General features: G+C 66.9%; 18 protein-coding genes. 13 read left to right on the forward strand and 5 right to left on the reverse strand.

Annotated features, from left to right (window positions below; genetic code table 11):
* Nucleotides 1-90 precede the first annotated feature (90 nt).
* Entirely contained in the window at nt 91-1,068 is a 978-nt protein-coding gene (gene dapD / locus SROT_RS07945) for a 2,3,4,5-tetrahydropyridine-2,6-dicarboxylate N-succinyltransferase (protein WP_013138501.1), read from the reverse strand.
* A gap of 77 nt (nt 1,069-1,145) precedes the next feature.
* On the opposite strand from dapD, the gene dapE reads away from it, so the two are divergent.
* From dapE to SROT_RS07970, 5 genes are read left to right on the forward strand one after another with little or no spacing between them, the layout of a single operon-like run.
* Nucleotides 1,146-2,240, forward strand: coding sequence for a succinyl-diaminopimelate desuccinylase (gene dapE, locus SROT_RS07950; protein ID WP_013138502.1), 1,095 nt, complete (start codon nt 1,146-1,148; stop codon nt 2,238-2,240).
* Between the two features lie 17 nt (nt 2,241-2,257).
* Nucleotides 2,258-3,166, forward strand: a complete 909-nt coding sequence (locus SROT_RS07955) for a glucosyl-3-phosphoglycerate synthase (protein WP_013138503.1) — start codon at nt 2,258-2,260, stop codon at nt 3,164-3,166.
* Between the two features lie 39 nt (nt 3,167-3,205).
* Nucleotides 3,206-3,526 (forward strand): DivIVA domain-containing protein, encoded by a 321-nt coding sequence (locus SROT_RS07960; protein WP_041407813.1) that lies wholly within the window; start codon nt 3,206-3,208, stop codon nt 3,524-3,526.
* Nucleotides 3,519-4,118, forward strand: coding sequence for a DNA-3-methyladenine glycosylase I (locus SROT_RS07965; RefSeq protein ID WP_013138505.1), 600 nt, complete (start codon nt 3,519-3,521; stop codon nt 4,116-4,118). The genes SROT_RS07960 and SROT_RS07965 overlap by 8 nt, the downstream gene beginning before the upstream one ends.
* Before the next feature lie 50 nt (nt 4,119-4,168).
* Entirely contained in the window at nt 4,169-4,351 is a 183-nt protein-coding gene (locus tag SROT_RS07970; RefSeq protein WP_013138506.1) for a DUF3117 domain-containing protein, read from the forward strand.
* A 44-nt stretch (nt 4,352-4,395) separates the two neighbouring features.
* Here SROT_RS07970 and glgA read toward each other — a convergent pair whose 3' ends face one another.
* Nucleotides 4,396-5,553, reverse strand: coding sequence for a glycogen synthase (gene glgA / locus SROT_RS07975; RefSeq protein ID WP_041407815.1), 1,158 nt, complete (start codon nt 5,551-5,553; stop codon nt 4,396-4,398).
* Between the two features lie 118 nt (nt 5,554-5,671).
* Between glgA and glgC the strand changes: the two genes are divergently transcribed.
* Entirely contained in the window at nt 5,672-6,886 is a 1,215-nt protein-coding gene (glgC, locus tag SROT_RS07980) for a glucose-1-phosphate adenylyltransferase (protein WP_013138508.1), read from the forward strand.
* A 56-nt stretch (nt 6,887-6,942) separates the two neighbouring features.
* Here glgC and SROT_RS07985 read toward each other — a convergent pair whose 3' ends face one another.
* Complete coding sequence (locus SROT_RS07985) at nt 6,943-7,395, reverse strand: acetyltransferase (protein ID WP_013138509.1); 453 nt, start codon at nt 7,393-7,395, stop codon at nt 6,943-6,945.
* 6 nt (nt 7,396-7,401) lie between these two features.
* Nucleotides 7,402-8,235, reverse strand: a complete 834-nt coding sequence (locus SROT_RS07990; protein WP_013138510.1) for a PhzF family phenazine biosynthesis protein — start codon at nt 8,233-8,235, stop codon at nt 7,402-7,404.
* Between the two features lie 96 nt (nt 8,236-8,331).
* On the opposite strand from SROT_RS07990, the gene SROT_RS07995 reads away from it, so the two are divergent.
* Nucleotides 8,332-9,378, forward strand: a complete 1,047-nt coding sequence (locus SROT_RS07995; protein WP_013138511.1) for a zinc-binding metallopeptidase family protein — start codon at nt 8,332-8,334, stop codon at nt 9,376-9,378.
* 10 nt (nt 9,379-9,388) lie between these two features.
* On the opposite strand, the gene SROT_RS08000 is transcribed toward SROT_RS07995, so the two are convergent.
* Entirely contained in the window at nt 9,389-9,823 is a 435-nt protein-coding gene (locus tag SROT_RS08000) for a hypothetical protein (RefSeq protein WP_013138512.1), read from the reverse strand.
* A gap of 158 nt (nt 9,824-9,981) precedes the next feature.
* Between SROT_RS08000 and SROT_RS08005 the strand changes: the two genes are divergently transcribed.
* From SROT_RS08005 to pafA, 6 genes are all read left to right on the forward strand, one after another.
* Entirely contained in the window at nt 9,982-10,479 is a 498-nt protein-coding gene (locus SROT_RS08005; RefSeq protein ID WP_013138513.1) for a hypothetical protein, read from the forward strand.
* A gap of 25 nt (nt 10,480-10,504) precedes the next feature.
* Nucleotides 10,505-12,001: a depupylase/deamidase Dop gene (gene dop / locus SROT_RS08010; protein WP_041407087.1), complete on the forward strand. Its 1,497-nt coding sequence runs from the start codon at nt 10,505-10,507 to the stop codon at nt 11,999-12,001.
* 245 nt (nt 12,002-12,246) lie between these two features.
* Nucleotides 12,247-12,444, forward strand: a complete 198-nt coding sequence (locus SROT_RS08015; RefSeq protein WP_013138515.1) for a ubiquitin-like protein Pup — start codon at nt 12,247-12,249, stop codon at nt 12,442-12,444.
* 31 nt (nt 12,445-12,475) lie between these two features.
* Nucleotides 12,476-13,303: a proteasome subunit beta gene (gene prcB, locus SROT_RS08020; RefSeq protein ID WP_013138516.1), complete on the forward strand. Its 828-nt coding sequence runs from the start codon at nt 12,476-12,478 to the stop codon at nt 13,301-13,303.
* Nucleotides 13,300-14,037 (forward strand): proteasome subunit alpha, encoded by a 738-nt coding sequence (gene prcA, locus SROT_RS08025; RefSeq protein ID WP_013138517.1) that lies wholly within the window; start codon nt 13,300-13,302, stop codon nt 14,035-14,037. Before prcB ends, prcA begins: the two co-directional genes overlap by 4 nt.
* A gap of 126 nt (nt 14,038-14,163) precedes the next feature.
* The gene (gene pafA, locus SROT_RS08030) at nt 14,164-15,561 is read left to right on the forward strand and encodes a Pup--protein ligase (RefSeq protein WP_013138518.1); all 1,398 of its coding nucleotides are present in this window, start codon (nt 14,164-14,166) and stop codon (nt 15,559-15,561) included.
* Nucleotides 15,562-15,574 lie beyond the last annotated feature (13 nt).

Genomic DNA, 15,574 nt, shown 5'->3' on the forward strand with positions numbered 1-15,574 from the left:
TCTCGCAAGCGCGAACATGGAATGGGAAAGTTCTCAAATGCGGCGGACAGCAGTTCCTTCGGCCCGCACTTGCCGGCCAAGACCGCCCCGTCAGGGGTTGTTGCTGTGCAAGGCCGTGTTGAGCGTGATGCCGCGGCCCGACCTCGGGAGGACCTCGACGGCTCCGGTGAGGGAGTTGCGCCGCCACAAGAGGTTCGCGACGCCAGAGAGCGCGCGCGCCGCGACCACGTCGCCCTCTGGTGTGGTCACTTTCGTGCCTGCGGTGATGTAGAGGCCGGCTTCCACGACGCAGTCGTCCCCGAGGCTGATGCCGATCCCGGCATTGGCGCCGATCAGGCTGCGCTGGCCGACCGAGATGACCTCTTTCCCGCCCCCGGACAGCGTGCCCATGATGGAGGCCCCGCCGCCGACGTCGGAGCCGTCGCCGATCACCACGCCCGCGGAGATCCGCCCCTCCACCATGCTGGCCCCGAGGGTCCCCGCGTTGAAGTTGACGAAACCTTCGTGCATGACCGTGGTCCCCTCGGCCAAGTGCGCTCCGAGCCGCACACGGTCGGCGTCGGCGACGCGCACCCCGGTCGGCAGGACGTAGTCGACCATCCTCGGGAATTTGTCCACGCTCAGCACTTGGACCGGGCCCCGGGCGCGCAGCCTGCGCCGGGTCGCCTCGAAATCAGCGGGGGAGCACGGCCCGTGATTGGTCCACACCACATTCGAGAGCAAGCCGAACACCCCGGTCAAGTTCGCCTCGTGCGGGCGGATCAGACGGTGGCTGAGCAAGTGCAGCCGCAAATACACGTCATAGGCGTCCGCCGGAGGCTCGGCAAGGTTCGCGATCCGAGTCTGCACTGCGGACACCGTGACGTCGCGCTCTGGATCGGCCCCGGCGAGGGCGAGGAGGCCGTCAGCGCCGGACGGCCCGTCCAAGGCAGAGGTGCCGGACTGTGCGAAATCTCCCAACTCCGGTTCGGGAAACCAGACGTCCAGCACGACTCCGGCGGGTGTGAGCGTCGCCAGACCGTCGCCACCAGCTCCGATCTGACGGTATGCGCCTGCAGTGTCGTTCATGGGCCAAGAGCTTACCGGCGCCGTGCTCCCGCGCCGCACACGTCGCGGCAGGCCGCCGCGGCGGTTAGTCTGTGACGATGGCATTGCGGCTGAACTCGGACCCGGTCGACCTCACCCAGGCGCTCGTCGACATGCCGAGCGAGTCGGGGCAGGAGGCAGGCCTCGCCGACGCCGTCGAGGCCGCGCTGCGCGAGCAGACGAGTGGTTTCGAGGTTGTCCGCCGAGGCAATTGCGTGTTGGCCCGCACGAGCGCGGGGCGCCCCCGGCGCGTGCTGCTCGCCGGGCATCTGGACACCGTTCCCTCAGCGGGGAACCTTCCTTCCAGGCGCTTCGTCGACCCAGAGCACGGCCCGGCGCTCGCGGGCCTGGGCACGGTGGACATGAAATCGGGATGCGCGGTTTTTCTGCACCTGGCGGCCACGCTCGCCGACGTGGGCCCGGATGTGACGCTGATCTTTTACGACAACGAAGAAGTCGCCTCTGACCGCAATGGCCTCGGCCACCTCGCCAGGGATGCGCCGCAGTGGCTCCAGGCGGACGTCGCGATCCTCGGCGAGCCGACCGCGGGGCTCATCGAGGCGGGTTGCCAGGGCTCGCTGCGCTTGCGAGTGACCACCTCGGGCAAGCGGGCGCACGCGGCCCGGTCTTGGCTCGGCGACGACGCGATCCACCGGCTCGCGCCCGTGCTCGCGACGCTCTCGGCGCATCAGGCCCGCGAGGTCCGCATTGACGGCTGCGTCTACCGCGAAAGCCTCTCCGCGACACGGATCGGCGGCGGGGTCGCCGGGAATGTCATCCCCGACGAGGCCTGGGTCGAGGTGAATTACCGTTTCGCACCTGACCGGGGCCAAGACGAGGCGGTCGCGTACGTCCAAGGGCTTTTCGAGCATGTCCCCCAGACACGGTTCGAAGTCGTGGACGCGGCTCCGGGCGCGCTGCCAGGACTTTCCCATCCTGCGGCGGCGGAGCTCGTCGCGGCTGCCGCAGGCAGGTTCCGGGCCAAGTACGGCTGGACCGATGTCTCGCGGTTCGCCGCCTTCGGCGTCCCCGCGGTGAATTTCGGGCCGGGCGATCCGAACCTCGCCCACACGAAAGAGGAATGGGTCCCGGAGAGCCAGATCCACGAGGTGGCCGATGTGCTCTCCCGATATTTGACGGCTCCCAGCTGGTGAAAGGGGATGGTTTGCGCATGACAGGTCCGACCGGGCCGCACGAATCCGTGCTCACCTACGCCGAACCCTCCTGGAGCCTGGAAGACCTGGTCGAGGCGAAAGCGGGGCGACGGGTGTCGGCGGTGCTGCCCGCGCTGAACGAAGAGGGCACCATCGCGCAGGTGATCGCGAGCCTCGCCTGGCTGCGGGGAACGCTGCTCGACGACGTGCTGGTCGTGGACGGCGGCTCCACGGACAGGACGCCCGAGCTCGCGAAGGAGGCCGGCGCCCGCGTGGTCACCACCGCCGAGGCATTGCCGGGCGTGCCGCTGGTGGGCGGCAAAGGCGAGGCGCTGTGGCGCTCGCTCGCCGTCGTGGACAGCGACTTCGTGGTCTTCATCGACACAGATCTCATCGACCCAGACCCGACGTTCACGTCCAAGCTCCTCGGGCCGCTTTTGACGAACGGCTCCACGCATCTGGTCAAGGGCTATTACCGAAGGCCGCTCGGCAGCGCGGACCCTTCCGGCGGCGGGCGGGTGACCGAACTTGTCGCGCGACCGATGCTCGCCGCGCTGCGACCAGGCTTGCGCACGCTTTTGCAACCTTTGGCGGGGGAGTACGCGGCGCGCACGGCGACGCTGCGCGCGTTGGAATTCGCGCCAGGGTACGGGGTGGAGATCGGCATGGTGCTCGACGTGTACGACCGTTTCGGCGCGGCGGGCCTCGCCCAGGTGAATCTGGGGGCCAGAGCGCATCGCAATCAGCCGCTGTCCGAGCTCGCGGCGATGAGCAGGCAGATCATCCACACGATGCTCACGCGCAGCGGCGTGCCGGACTCGCAGGCTCCGCTCCTGCTCGCGCAATCCGGGCAGGCGGGGCTGGAGTTCGCCGAGCGGCAGCTGCGACGGGAAGGGCATCCGCCGATGGACGAGGCGCAACGCTGAGCGGCGCTTCTGCCAGAGGGCAGTGGCACAATGGGCGTCGTGGTGTTAGTTCTCGAATACATGCTGGTCGCCGTTCTGGTGGGCGTGGGGCTCTTCGGGCTCTCCGTCGTCGTCTTCGGCCGAGGCGAGGAGCTCGGCCCCCTGCCCAAGCAAGCGTCCCCGACCACGCTGCCGCACAGCGGTGTGGCCGGCGACGACGTCCGCGGGCTCACATTCCAAGTGCGGTTGCGGGGGTATGACATGCGAGAGGTCGACTGGGCTCTCGCCCGGTTGGCCGCGGAGCTGGACTCGTTGCGCGAACAGGCCGACGGGCGGGCGCCTGCCCACGAGCAAGCGCTGGCGCCTGCCGCCGATGAGTGAGCAGCCGCGATGCCCGTGGGCGGAGTCCCCGAAGGACCCGGCCTTGCGGGAGCTGTACGTCCGATACCACGACGAGGAGTGGGGACAAGAGGTCAAAGACGGCGCAGCGCTGTACGAGCGGTTCTGCTTGGAGGCGTTCCAAGCGGGGCTGTCGTGGATCACGATTCTCCGCAAGCGGGAAGCGTTCCGAGCTGCTTTCCGCGGCTTCGACCCCGCGGTCGTGGCCTCCTTCGCAGAACCCGACGTGGCTCGGCTGATGGGCGACGCGGGCATCGTCCGCAGCCGCCCCAAGATCCTCGCCGCGATCAAAGCCGCGGCCTTGGTGCTCGACATCGGCGAGGACGGCTTCGCGGAACTGTTGTGGTCTTTCGCGCCGGAGCCGAGGCCGCGTCCGGTCCGGCCCGGCGACGTCCCGGCGCAGACGCCAGAGTCGGCAGCCTTGGCGAAAGAGCTGCGTCGACGTGGTTTTTCCTTCTGCGGCCCGACGACGTGCTACGCGATGATGCAAGCGGTCGGGATGGTGGATGACCACCTGGTTTCCTGCTGGGCGGCTCAGCGTGGGAGAATAGTCCCACAGTTGTCCACGAATTAACAGCCTTGTCGACCAGCGATCGGCGGTCTTGGCGCGATTTGGAGGAACCGATGGCGGCACTTAAGCCACGTACCGGTGATGGCCCGCTCGAAGTAGCGAAAGAGGGGCGGGGAATCATCCTGCGGATGCCGGTGGACGGCGGCGGCCGGCTCGTTGTGGAACTCTCCGTGCAAGAGGCGACAGCGCTCTCGGAAGCCCTCGCGGGCGTTCCTTTGGCAGCGCTCAAGAAGTAACTGCGCGCAGCCGTGTCCTGCGCGAACCACCGGGCCTGTGCCTGCTAGCGGGCGACCTGCTCGTAGATTTTGAGCGTTTCCGCCGCGACCTTGGTCCACGAGAATTCGCGCACCACCCTGGCCCTGCCCGCGAGCCCCATCCGTGTTGCCAGGCCGATGTCATTGACCAGAGAGTTCACCGCCGCCGCGAGTCCGTTTTCGAACCCTTGCGGATCGCCCGGCTCGTAGGGGACCAACAGGCCTGTCTCGCCGTGCTCCACCACTTCGGGAATGCCCCCCACCGCAGAGGCGACCACAGCGGTCCCCGTCGCCATCGCCTCCAGATTGACGATGCCGAGCGGCTCGTAGATCGACGGGCAGACAAAGACCGCTGCCGCAGAGACGTACTCGCGGATTTTGTCCGAGGAAAGCACGTCTTGCACCCAACGCACTCCTTGTCGCTCCTCTTCGAGCTGCGCCACAGCGGCGCGGGTCTGGGCGGCGATCTCGGGGGTGTCCGGGGCCCCGGCGCAGAGCAGGAGCTGCGCTTCGGGCACGAAACGGTGCGCTGCGGCGATGAGGTGGTTCAGCCCCTTCTGGCGGGTGATGCGTCCGACGAACGCGATGATCGGACGTTGCGGGTCGAGCCCGAGTTCTTCGACCGCGCGGGCAGCGTTCGGATCGGGGTACCAAGCGCTCACGTCAATCCCGTTGCGCACCACATGCACGCGGGTCGGGTCCATGAGCGGGTACGTCGCGAGCACATCGGTGGCCATTGCCTGGCTCACCGCGATGACCGCCGCGGCCGCGGGCAACGCGGTGGCCTCCGCCCAGCTGGAAACCCGGTATCCCCCGCCGAGCTGCTCTGCTTTCCACGGGCGCAGCGGTTCGAGGGAGTGCGATGTCACCACATGGGGGACGTCGTGCAGCAAACTCGCCAAATGCCCGGCGATGTTCGCGTACCAGGTGTGCGAGTGGACCACGTCGGCCTCCGCGGCGGCCGAGGCGATGCGCAGATCTGCCGAGAGGGTGCGCAGCGCCGGGTTCGCCCCCGCGAGCGCCTTGTCGGGCTGATGCGCGATGGCGCCGGGCCGGGGGGCTCCGATGCAATGCACATCGACCTCGCAGAGTTCGCGCAAATTCGCCACCAACTCGGTGACGTGCACGCCCGCGCCGCCGTACACCTCGGGAGGGTACTCTCTGGTCAGCATTGCGACATGCACACCGGCCACGTTAGCATCGCGGCTCAGTCGGGCACGGGGGAGCCGCGAGCGCGCCGCCCGGCGAGTGATCTGCTGGCCTCGTCGCACCAAAACCGATCCGAAGGGGTAGGTTGAACCTGTGAGGACTCAACCCCATGTGCTCGGCATCGTGCTCGCAGGCGGCGAAGGCAAACGCCTCTACCCGCTCACAGCAGACCGGGCGAAGCCCGCGGTGCCGTTCGGGGGCGCCTACCGGCTGATCGATTTCGTGCTGTCGAACTTGGTCAACGCGGGCTTTCTGAAAATTTGCGTGCTCACCCAGTACAAGTCGCACTCGCTCGACCGGCACATCTCCCAGAATTGGCGGCTCTCCGGCATCTCGGGCGAGTACATCACCCCGGTGCCCGCGCAGCAGCGCGTCGGCAAGCGCTGGTACACCGGCAGCGCCGACGCGATCTTCCAGTCGTTGAACCTCGTGTACGACGAGGACCCCGACTACATCGTGGTGTTCGGCGCGGACCATGTGTACCGCATGGACCCGGAGCAGATGGTCGCCCGGCATATCGAGTCCAAAGCCGGGGTGACAGTGGCGGGGATCCGCGTGCCGCGCGTCGAGGCGAAGGCATTCGGCGTGATCGAAGCCGACTCGAGCGGCAAAATCACGAGCTTCCTGGAAAAACCCTCCGACCCGCCGTGCGTCCCCGGCGCGCCGGATTTCGCCTACGCGTCCATGGGCAACTATGTTTTCTCAACGAAGGCCCTGGTGGAGGCGCTGCGGGCGGACGCCGAGGACCAAAGCTCCGACCATGACATGGGCGGCAACATCATCCCGGCCTTGGTCGGCCAAGGCCGGGCGCAGGTCTACGATTTCACCGAGAACCATGTCCCCGGCGCCTCGGAGCGCGACCACGCGTACTGGCGCGACGTCGGCACGCTCGACTCCTATTATCAGGCCCACATGGATCTCGTCTCGGTGCATCCCGTGTTCAACCTTTACAACCGGCGTTGGCCCATCCACGGCAGCAACGACGCCATGCCCCCGGCGAAGTTCGTCAACGGCGGCATGGCGTTGGAGTCGATGGTCGGCGCGGGCAGCATCGTTTCCTCAGGTGTCGTGAAAAACTCGGTCATCAGCAGCAACGTCATTGTCAGCGATGGCGCTTCGGTGGAGGGCAGCGTCCTGATGCCGGGGGTGCGCATCGGCGAGGGCGCTGTGGTCCGAAACGCGATTTTGGACAAGAATGTCGTCGTCGGCCCTGGTGAGCAGGTCGGGGTCGATCTGGAGCTCGAACGCGAGCGGTTCACCGTCAGCGCGGGGGGCATTGTGGCAGTCGGCAAAGGCGTCTGGATTTAGGCAATGCCCCTGTGCCCGGTGGCGCCCTGAGGCACGCGCCGAATCTTCAGGAATCTTCAGGACAGCGCTCTCAGGCGCAGATGCAGCAGTGGATAGGGCCGGCCCGCCTCGTCCGTCTCGCTGTGGCCGACAGTCTCGAATCCGTGGCGCGCGTAGAATCCCGCCGCCAAAGCATTGTGCTCGTTGACATCGACTCCGCGCACGCCGTGTTCGTTGATCGCATGGGTGAGCAGGGCCGTTCCAATCCCGCTCCAGCGCTGCGCGGCTTCGACGAACAACATTTCCAGCTTGTCGCCGAGCACGCCTGCGAAGCCGACTGCTCTGCCGTCGATCTGCGCGACCAAAAGCAGGACGCCAGGAAAGAAGTCCGACTGCAAGTGCGCCTCGATCTCGTCGCGGTCCTCGGCGGCGAGGAAGTCGTGAGTCGCGTCGACGGCCCCGCGCCAGATCGCCGCGAGCGCCGGATATTCCGCCACCCCGGCCGACAGGCGGATGCTCAGTTCTGACACGCCGCCTCAGACCTCGATGAATCCGTCGAGGTAGCGGCGGTACGCGCCGGTCAGCACAGCGTGGTCGCCGTCGAGTTGCGCGGTCAGCGCGCCTTCTCGTTCAGAAAGCTGGCGGACTTCGAGCCGCTCACTGCCCAGCCGCCGCGCCCAATAGGGCACGAGCGCCGCCGTGGCCGAGCCGGTGACCGGGTCTTCGGGAACGCCGCCGACCGGATGGAAGAAGCGCAGCACGAACCCGGTTTCTGCGAGGTTCTCGGCTGGCGCGGAAAGGGAGACGCCGAAGAGGCCGGTTGCGGCGAGCGCGGCCAAGTCCGGTTTGGCTTCGGCCACGTGGCTGGCGTTCTCCAGCACGAGGTGCAGGCGCGAGCCGTCGTCATAGGTCGCTTCCGGGACGAGGCCCAGCGCTTGTTCCACATCCGCGCGTCCGGCTGCGGCCGTGATCGGAGCCGACGGGAAACGCAACGAGGCCTTGCCGCGCTCTGCCCGCGACACTGCCAACCACCCCGCCTTCGTCCAGAACATGACCGTGTCCACGTCTGAGTGCCGCTCTTCGAGCAACAGCGCCCCAGCGGCAAAGGTGGCATGGCCGCAGCCGGGGCTCTCGGCCCCGTTCGGGTTGAACCAGCGCAGGTGGTACTGCGGTGCGGCGGTCTGCGCGTCGGGCGCTGCCGCTTGATCCGACAGCGCGGTGAAAAATCCGGTCATGGGTTGGGCGTTGGCCGAGGCGATGTTGCCGAGGACCTCGTCGGGCAGCCATGCCGCCAGTTCGACCACGGCGGCGGGATTGCCGCTGAACGGTTGCGGCGCGAATGCTTCGACAATGCTCAGGGGCAGGCGCATGCTTCTGTTGTAGTGCTTCTGGACGAGCGGCGCCAGAGCCAGTTCGTCCGAACTGGAGGTTTGTTCCAGCCTCGGCGATGTGGCTAGTCTTGGCCTGTGCGTGACTTTGCATGTGCCAATTGCGGCCAGCGTCTTTCCTTTGAGAACTCTTTGTGCTTGGGCTGCGACAGCCAGCTCGGTTTTCATTTCGCCCGCCGCGACCTGGTGGTTCTCGCCCATGGGGAGGAGCACGACGGCGTCATTGTGGACGCGCGGGACTACAAGCTCTGCGACAACCTGCACCTCGCCCGATGCAACTGGCTGGTTTCGGTGGACGATGAAGACGGGCTGTGCGAGTCGTGCGCGCTGACGAGGACCCGGCCCAACGACAACGATATCGAGGCGTTGGAGGAGTTCGCCCAAGCGGAGGACGCGAAGCGCCGGTTGATCTTCGAGCTGTCCGTGCTGGGACTGCCGATCGTGAGCAGAGAGGCGCAGCCGGACAGCGGCTTGGCCTTCGACCTGCTGTCAAGCCGTGAGGAGAAGATCTTCACCGGGCATGCGGACGGCGTCATCACCCTTGACCTCGCGGAGGGCGACGATGTGCACCGCGAGCAGATGCGCGTCGAGCTGGCCGAGCCCTATCGCACCTTGCTCGGGCATTTCCGCCACGAGATCGGCCACTATTACTTCACAGTCCTCGTGGGCCAAGGGGAGAACCGCCCCGAGTTCGAGGCGCTGTTCGGCGATCCCGACCTGGATTATCAGGCCGCGCTCGACCGGCACTACACAGAAGGCGCCCCCGCGGGTTGGGAGGACGAGTTCGTCTCCTCGTACGCCACGATGCACCCGGCGGAGGATTGGGCCGAGACCTTCGCGCATTACCTGCACATCCGCGACACCCTGGACACCGCCGCCGCGTTCGGTTTCGCCCCGGCCGGGTTCACCATGGACAAGTCGAGGCCGGGCCGAGTCGGTTTCAACGCCATCCTCGATGAATGGCTGCCGCTCGTCTGGTCGTTGAACATGATGAACCGCTCGATGGGGCATCCGGACTTGTACCCGTTCGTGCTCGCGCCCAAGGTGCTCGACAAACTCGCTTTCGCGCATCAGCTCGTCACCGCGCAGCAGCAGGTCGAGGCGAACAGCGGCGCGACGGTCTGATCAGGCCAGGTCAGCCGCCGATGCCGAGCCCGCAGGCTCCGTTGGCGGTGTGCACCGCCGCGTTGTAGGCGTCGACGGTCGAGGTCAAATCCGCGAAGGCCGCGCGGTGCGCGATTTTCTGGCCGAGCTCTGTCGCGGTGGCGCTGTAGTGGCGCAGCGCGTTCTGCGCAGGACCTGGCTCGGTGTCGGCGAGCTTGGAATCCACGTCCCGGCCTGCTTGCGCGAGCCCGATCGAAGCCTTCTCGATCGCGTCGGCCATGCCGGGGTCGTCGTAGCTCCAGCCTTCTTTGCGCGCGAAGCCCAGAAAGGGGCTGAGGTCGGTGTTGACGAGCGCGGTCGCTTGGGAGAACGTCGCGCAGGCTGCTTCGGTGTCGGCGGCGGCCGCGGCGGCAGGAGCCGACACGACGAACGGGAGCACAAGCAGAAGCTTGCAGTGCGTTCGCATGGTGTCTCCGTCTCTCTTCCGCTCTTGCCCGAATATAGATCTGCTTTTCAGACAATGATTAAGAATACGGACTTGCCGGGGTGTCCGTCGTCGAAAGAGAGCTTTTTGGACGATACTCACAGCAACTCCCCAGTTGCGTGAGTGAAAGGAGATGCGTGGTGGCTGGACACAACGATTCTTGGCGGGCCGCTTTCGCCGTGGCCTTGGGCGCTGCGCTTCTTGGCCCAGCCCCCGCCCTCGCCGAGCCGGCTCCGGAAGACCCGCCCGCGCCGCCCGCGCCCGCGGAGCCGTGGGCTGATTCCTGCGGTTTGTTCCAGGAGGCTGTCACGGCGGCCAGCGGAGCCCTCGGCCCGCTGCGGGCATTGCCGAGGGACGGCTCTTGGAACTATGACGACCCGGACGTCGCCCGCGCCGCGGGCTTGGCGGAAAGCAGCCTCTCCTCGGCGAAGGGCAAGGCCGCCGCGGCGGCGGGGGCAGACGGCATTCCGCCACAGTTGCGCACGCTGCTCGACAACTACGGCTACGGCGTCGACTACTTGCTGCGATCCCTTGCCGGGCGCAAAGACAACGCTGTGGTCCAGGTGTACCTCGGCGGGTACGACAAGGCCGTGGCAGAAGCCTCGGGGTTTTGCTCCCCGCCCCCGCCAGCCGGCTGACCCGCACGAGGTACAGTGGTCTCTCGTGCGTCGCATTATGGGAACCGAGATCGAGTATGGAATTTCGGCGCCGAACGACCCCAACGCGAACCCCATCGCCACGTCCACGCAAGCGGTTCTCGCCTACGCGGCCGCGGAGGGGCTTCCTTCCCGCCGTCCTCGCTGGGACTACGAGGTGGAGTCGCCGTTGCGGGACGCCAGGGGCTTTGACCTCGGCCGGCCCACCGCGGTGCTGCCGATCTTCGACGAGGACGAGGTCGGCGCCGCGAACATGATCCTCACCAACGGGGCGAGGCTCTATGTCGACCACGCGCATCCGGAGTACTCCACGCCCGAGGTGACCGATCCGCTCGACATCGTCGTGTGGGACAAAGCGGGGGAGCGGGTCATGGAGACCGCAGCCCGCCACGTCGCGAGCGTGCCGGGGGCTCCGGCGCTTCGGATGTACAAGAACAACGTCGACGGCAAGGGCGCGTCGTACGGCAGCCACGAGAACTACCTCATGAACCGCAACACGCCGTTCGCGGCGATTGTGGACGGGCTCACGCCGTTCTTCGTCTCCCGCCAGGTGATCTGCGGGCTCGGCCGGGTCGGCCTCGGGCAGAACGGAGACGAGTCCGGTTTCCAGCTCGCCCAGCGCTCGGACTACATCGAAGTCGAAGTGGGCTTGGAGACCACGCTCAAGCGCGGGATCATCAACACCAGGGACGAGCCCCACGCCGACGCGGACAAATACCGGCGTCTGCACGTCATCATCGGCGACGCGAACCTCGCGGAGACCGCGACCTACCTCAAAGTCGGCACGACCGCGCTGGTTCTGGACCTGATCGAAGCGGGTGTGGATTTCTCCGACCTCAAGCTGCACCGCCCGGTTCAGGCGGTGCGAACGATCAGCCGGGATCCGTCGCTGCGGGCCGTGGTGGCGTTGGCGGACGGCAGGGAGCTCACCGGCCTCGCGTTGCAGCGCGCCTACCTCGAGCGGGTCGTCGCCTTCCGCGAGCGCAGCGGGGAGCCGGACGAGCGCGCGGACGACGTGATCCGAGTCTGGGGCGAGATCTTGGATCTTTTGGAGCGCGACCCCATGCTCTGCGCGGACCGCCTCGACTGGCCGGCGAAGCTGCGCATCCTCGAAGGCTTCAAAGAGCGCGAGGGCCTCGGATGGGCTTCTCCCCGGTTGCACCTGGTGGATCTGCAGTACTCCGACGTGCGCCTGGACAAGGGCCTGTACAACAGGCTCGTCGCGCGCGGCTCGATGCGTCGGCTCGTCGCCGAGCCGGATGTGATCGCGGCGATGCGAACGCCGCCCGCGAACACGAGGGCGTACTTCCGGGGCGAGTGCTTGCGCAAGTTCGGCCCGCACGTCGCCGCGGCGAGTTGGGACTCGGTGATCTTCGACATCGGCGCGGAATCCCTTGTGCGCATTCCGACCCTTGAGCCGCTGCGCGGCACCAAGGCGCACGTCGGCGCGCTTCTGGACTCGGTGGACTCGGCCGCTGAGCTGGTGGACAAGCTCACCAGCTGAGCTTGCGGCGTTCGGCGCGCAGCGAGGCCGTCGGCGCGGGCTGAAGCGGCGAACAATTCACGAACCCGGCGGCGTGCATTCCAAGCGCGAGATCGAGAAATCCGCACGTCGCCGTGGGCAGAGCGACAGAGGCAGTGTGTTCCGCGGGACAGGCATCTGCCGCTGATTCGGCGAGGCCGTCCTGCGTCTTGCCGGAACCTTCGCTAGGGTTGAACGCAGGACAACACAAAACCTAGGAGGCGGCAATGGCCCAAGAGCAGGTGACTCGCACCGGTGGGGGCGACGAGGACGACGAGCTCTCGCAAGCGGGCTCGGGCGGCGGCCAAGAGCGCCTGGAGAAGGCGCTTGAGGACACCGACGACCTCCTGGACGACATTGACGGCGTCCTGGAAGAGAACGCAGAGGATTTCGTCCGCGCCTACGTGCAAAAGGGCGGGCAGTGATCGCGGCGGGGTTTTCGCGCGAGGTGTTCCAGTGAGCGGATCGGAAAGCTTCTCGGTGTTCTCCCAGCCGCAGTTCTCCTCCTCGTTCACCGAGCACCTGCGGGCCAGCGCGCCGCAGCTGCTCCCGTACCGGCAGGAGACGGCGATGGAATTGCCGGTTTCTGGAACGGGCTCGCTCCCGCACGCGACGACCATCGTGGCGCTCACCTACGCGGGCGGCGTGCTCATCGCCGGTGACCGCAGGGCCACGTCGGGAAATTTGATCTCCCACGACGAGATGCAAAAGGTGTATCTCACCGACGAGTACAGCGCGGCGGGCATCGCGGGCACCGTTGCGATCGCGTTCGAGCTGGTGCGTCTTTTCACCGTGGAACTCGAGCACTATGAGAAGGTCGAAGGCGTCGCGCTGACGTTCTCGGGCAAGGCGAACCGATTGGCCGCGATGGTGCGCGGCAACCTGGACGCAGCCATGCAGGGCCTTGCGGCTGTCCCGTTGCTCATCGGGCTTGACCCGCAGGACCCCGAGCCGAAAGGGCGCATCGTTTCCTACGACGCCGCCGGCGGGCGTTTCGAGGAGTCGTCCGGCTACCATTGCATCGGCTCGGGCGGGCTGTTCGCGCGCTCGACGCTCAAACGGCTGCACGACCCTGACGCGGACCGGGCCACGGCGTTGCGTTCCGCTGTGGAGGCGCTCGCCGACGCGGGCGAGGCGGACTCGGCGACCGCAGGGCCGAATTTCGTGAAACGGATCTGGCCCACCGCGATCCGCATTGAGGCTTCCGGCGGCGAAGAAGTCCCCGAGTCCGAGATCGCCGAGGTGGCCGAGGCGGTTCTTGAGGCCAGGAGGCGCCGAGCATGACGTTCCCGTTTTACGCCCCGGCGGAACAGATCATGCGCGACCGCGCAGAGCTCGCCCGCAAAGGCATCGGCAGAGGCCGCTCCGTCGTCGTGCTCGCGTACGAGGGCGGCGTGCTGCTCGTCGCGGAAAACCCGTCCTCCACACTGCGCAAGATATCCGAGCTCTATGACCGCATAGGGTTCGCGGCCGTCGGCAAATACAGCGAATTCGAACAGTTGCGCCGCGCGGGCATCCGCCTCGCCGACACCCAGGGCTACCAGTTCGACCGCCGCGACGTCACGGGGCGCTCACTGGCGAACGCCTACGCCCAGGCTCTGGCTGGCGCGTTCACCGAGCAGCCGAAGCCGTTCGAGGTGGAATTGGCCGTCGCGGAAGTCGGGCTCCCCGAGTCCACCGGCCCATCGCAGCTCTATCGGATCAGCTATGACGGCTCGATCACCGATGAGCGGGAATTCATTGTGATGGGCGGCACCGCGGACACGATCACGACGACGCTGAAAGAGAAGTACGTGCCCAACGCGGGGCTTGGTGTCGCGTTGGGCGTCGCTATCGAGGCGTTGCGCCAGCCTGCGCCGACAAACGGCCCCGGAAACAGCAAACCCGCCGAGCCCCGTGAGCTCGGCCCGGCGGATCTGGAAGTCGCCGTGCTCGAGCGCTCCCGCCCCCGCCGGGCGTTCCGGCGGCTGGGCGAAGCAGCCTTGGCGGAACTGTTGCCGGCCTCACCGTCAGAGTGAACACGCAGATGCGTCGCCGACGGTGTTTCTTGGGGCACTGCATTTTCGGGACGTCGCGGCCTCGTGCCTCGGCCTGCGCGTCCGGTTACCCGGCTCGACGCGCGAAAGGTTCGGTAGGCTAAGACGATGCGTCGCCGGATTATGGGCATTGAAACCGAATACGGGGTCACCTGTATGTTCAAAGGGCATCGTCGCCTCAGCCCCGACGAGGTGGCCCGATACCTGTTCCGCAAGGTGGTTTGCTGGGGCCGCAGCTCGAACGTGTTCCTGCCGAACGGGTCGCGGCTGTACCTCGACGTCGGCTCGCACCCTGAATACGCGACCGCCGAATGCGACAGTCTGCGGCAGCTTCTCGCCCACGACCGGGCAGGGGAGCGGATACTGGAAGGCCTGCTGCTCGAAGCCGAAGCATCCCTCGCCGAGGAGGGCATCGGCGGCGATGTGTATCTGTTCAAGAACAACACCGACTCCACTGGCAACTCTTACGGCTGCCACGAGAACTACCTCGTCGTGCGCGCGGGGGAGTTCTCCCGGGTCTCCGACGTGCTTTTGCCGTTCCTCGTGACCCGGCAGCTGATCTGCGGCGCGGGCAAAGTGCTGTCCACGCCGAAGGAAGCCCGGTATTGCCTCTCGCAGCGGGCCGAGCACATCTGGGAAGGCGTGTCCTCGGCGACCACTCGTTCGCGGCCGATCATCAACACCAGGGACGAGCCCCACGCCGACGCGGAGCTTTACCGCCGGTTGCACGTCATCGTCGGCGACTCGAACATGGCCGAGCCGACGACCTTTCTCAAAGTCGGCTCCACAGCGCTGATCTTGGAAATGATCGAGGCGGGGGTAGCGTTCCGAGACTACGCGCTCGACAACCCCATCCGCGCGATTCGCGAAGTCAGCCACGACACCACGGGCCGCCGCCAAGTGCGTCTTGTCGGCGGCCGGCACGCGAGCGCGTTGGAGATCCAACGGGAGTACCACGGCAAAGCGGTGGAGTACTTGCACTCCACCGAGCCGTCCACCGAGCTCGCGTCCGTAGTGGACCTGTGGGGCAGGGTGCTCGACGCCGTGGAGTCGCAAGACTTCGCCAAGGTGGACACCGAGATCGACTGGATCATCAAACGCAAGCTCTTCCAGCGTTACGAGGAGAAGCACGGCTTTGATCTCCTGCATCCCAAGATCGCCCAACTCGACCTCGCCTACCACGACATCAAACGTGGCCGAGGCGTGTTCGACATCCTGCGCTCGCGCGGCCTGGTGTCCACGGTCGTCGGCGAGGACGAGATCGAAAAAGCCAAAGAAGTCGCCCCGCAGACCACTCGCGCGCGCTTGCGCGGCGAGTTCATCACCGCGGCGACGCAAGCGGGCCGGGATTTCACGGTGGACTGGGTGCATTTGAAGCTCAACGACCAAGCGCAGCGCACAGTGCTGTGCAAGGATCCGTTCAAAGCTGTCGACGAGCGCGTGGACCGGATGATCGCTTCGCTGGGGAGCGGCCCGAAGGAATTCCTTCGGGATGGCGGCAGCTGAGCCAGGACGGCGG

Origin of the sequence: Segniliparus rotundus DSM 44985, assembly GCF_000092825.1 — a bacterium.
In the GTDB taxonomy this organism is placed as follows: Bacteria; Actinomycetota; Actinomycetes; order Mycobacteriales; family Mycobacteriaceae; genus Segniliparus; species Segniliparus rotundus.

Coding starts and splice junctions, on each gene's coding strand:
- dapD (WP_013138501.1), bottom strand. CDS start 1,068: ATGAACGACACTGCAGGCGCATACCGTCAGATCGGAGCTGGTGGCGAC.
- dapE (WP_013138502.1), top strand. CDS start 1,146: ATGGCATTGCGGCTGAACTCGGACCCGGTCGACCTCACCCAGGCGCTC.
- SROT_RS07955 (WP_013138503.1), top strand. CDS start 2,258: ATGACAGGTCCGACCGGGCCGCACGAATCCGTGCTCACCTACGCCGAA.
- SROT_RS07965 (WP_013138505.1), top strand. CDS start 3,519: ATGAGTGAGCAGCCGCGATGCCCGTGGGCGGAGTCCCCGAAGGACCCG.
- SROT_RS07970 (WP_013138506.1), top strand. CDS start 4,169: ATGGCGGCACTTAAGCCACGTACCGGTGATGGCCCGCTCGAAGTAGCG.
- SROT_RS07990 (WP_013138510.1), bottom strand. CDS start 8,235: ATGCGCCTGCCCCTGAGCATTGTCGAAGCATTCGCGCCGCAACCGTTC.
- SROT_RS08000 (WP_013138512.1), bottom strand. CDS start 9,823: ATGCGAACGCACTGCAAGCTTCTGCTTGTGCTCCCGTTCGTCGTGTCG.
- SROT_RS08015 (WP_013138515.1), top strand. CDS start 12,247: ATGGCCCAAGAGCAGGTGACTCGCACCGGTGGGGGCGACGAGGACGAC.
- prcA (WP_013138517.1), top strand. CDS start 13,300: ATGACGTTCCCGTTTTACGCCCCGGCGGAACAGATCATGCGCGACCGC.
- pafA (WP_013138518.1), top strand. CDS start 14,164: ATGCGTCGCCGGATTATGGGCATTGAAACCGAATACGGGGTCACCTGT.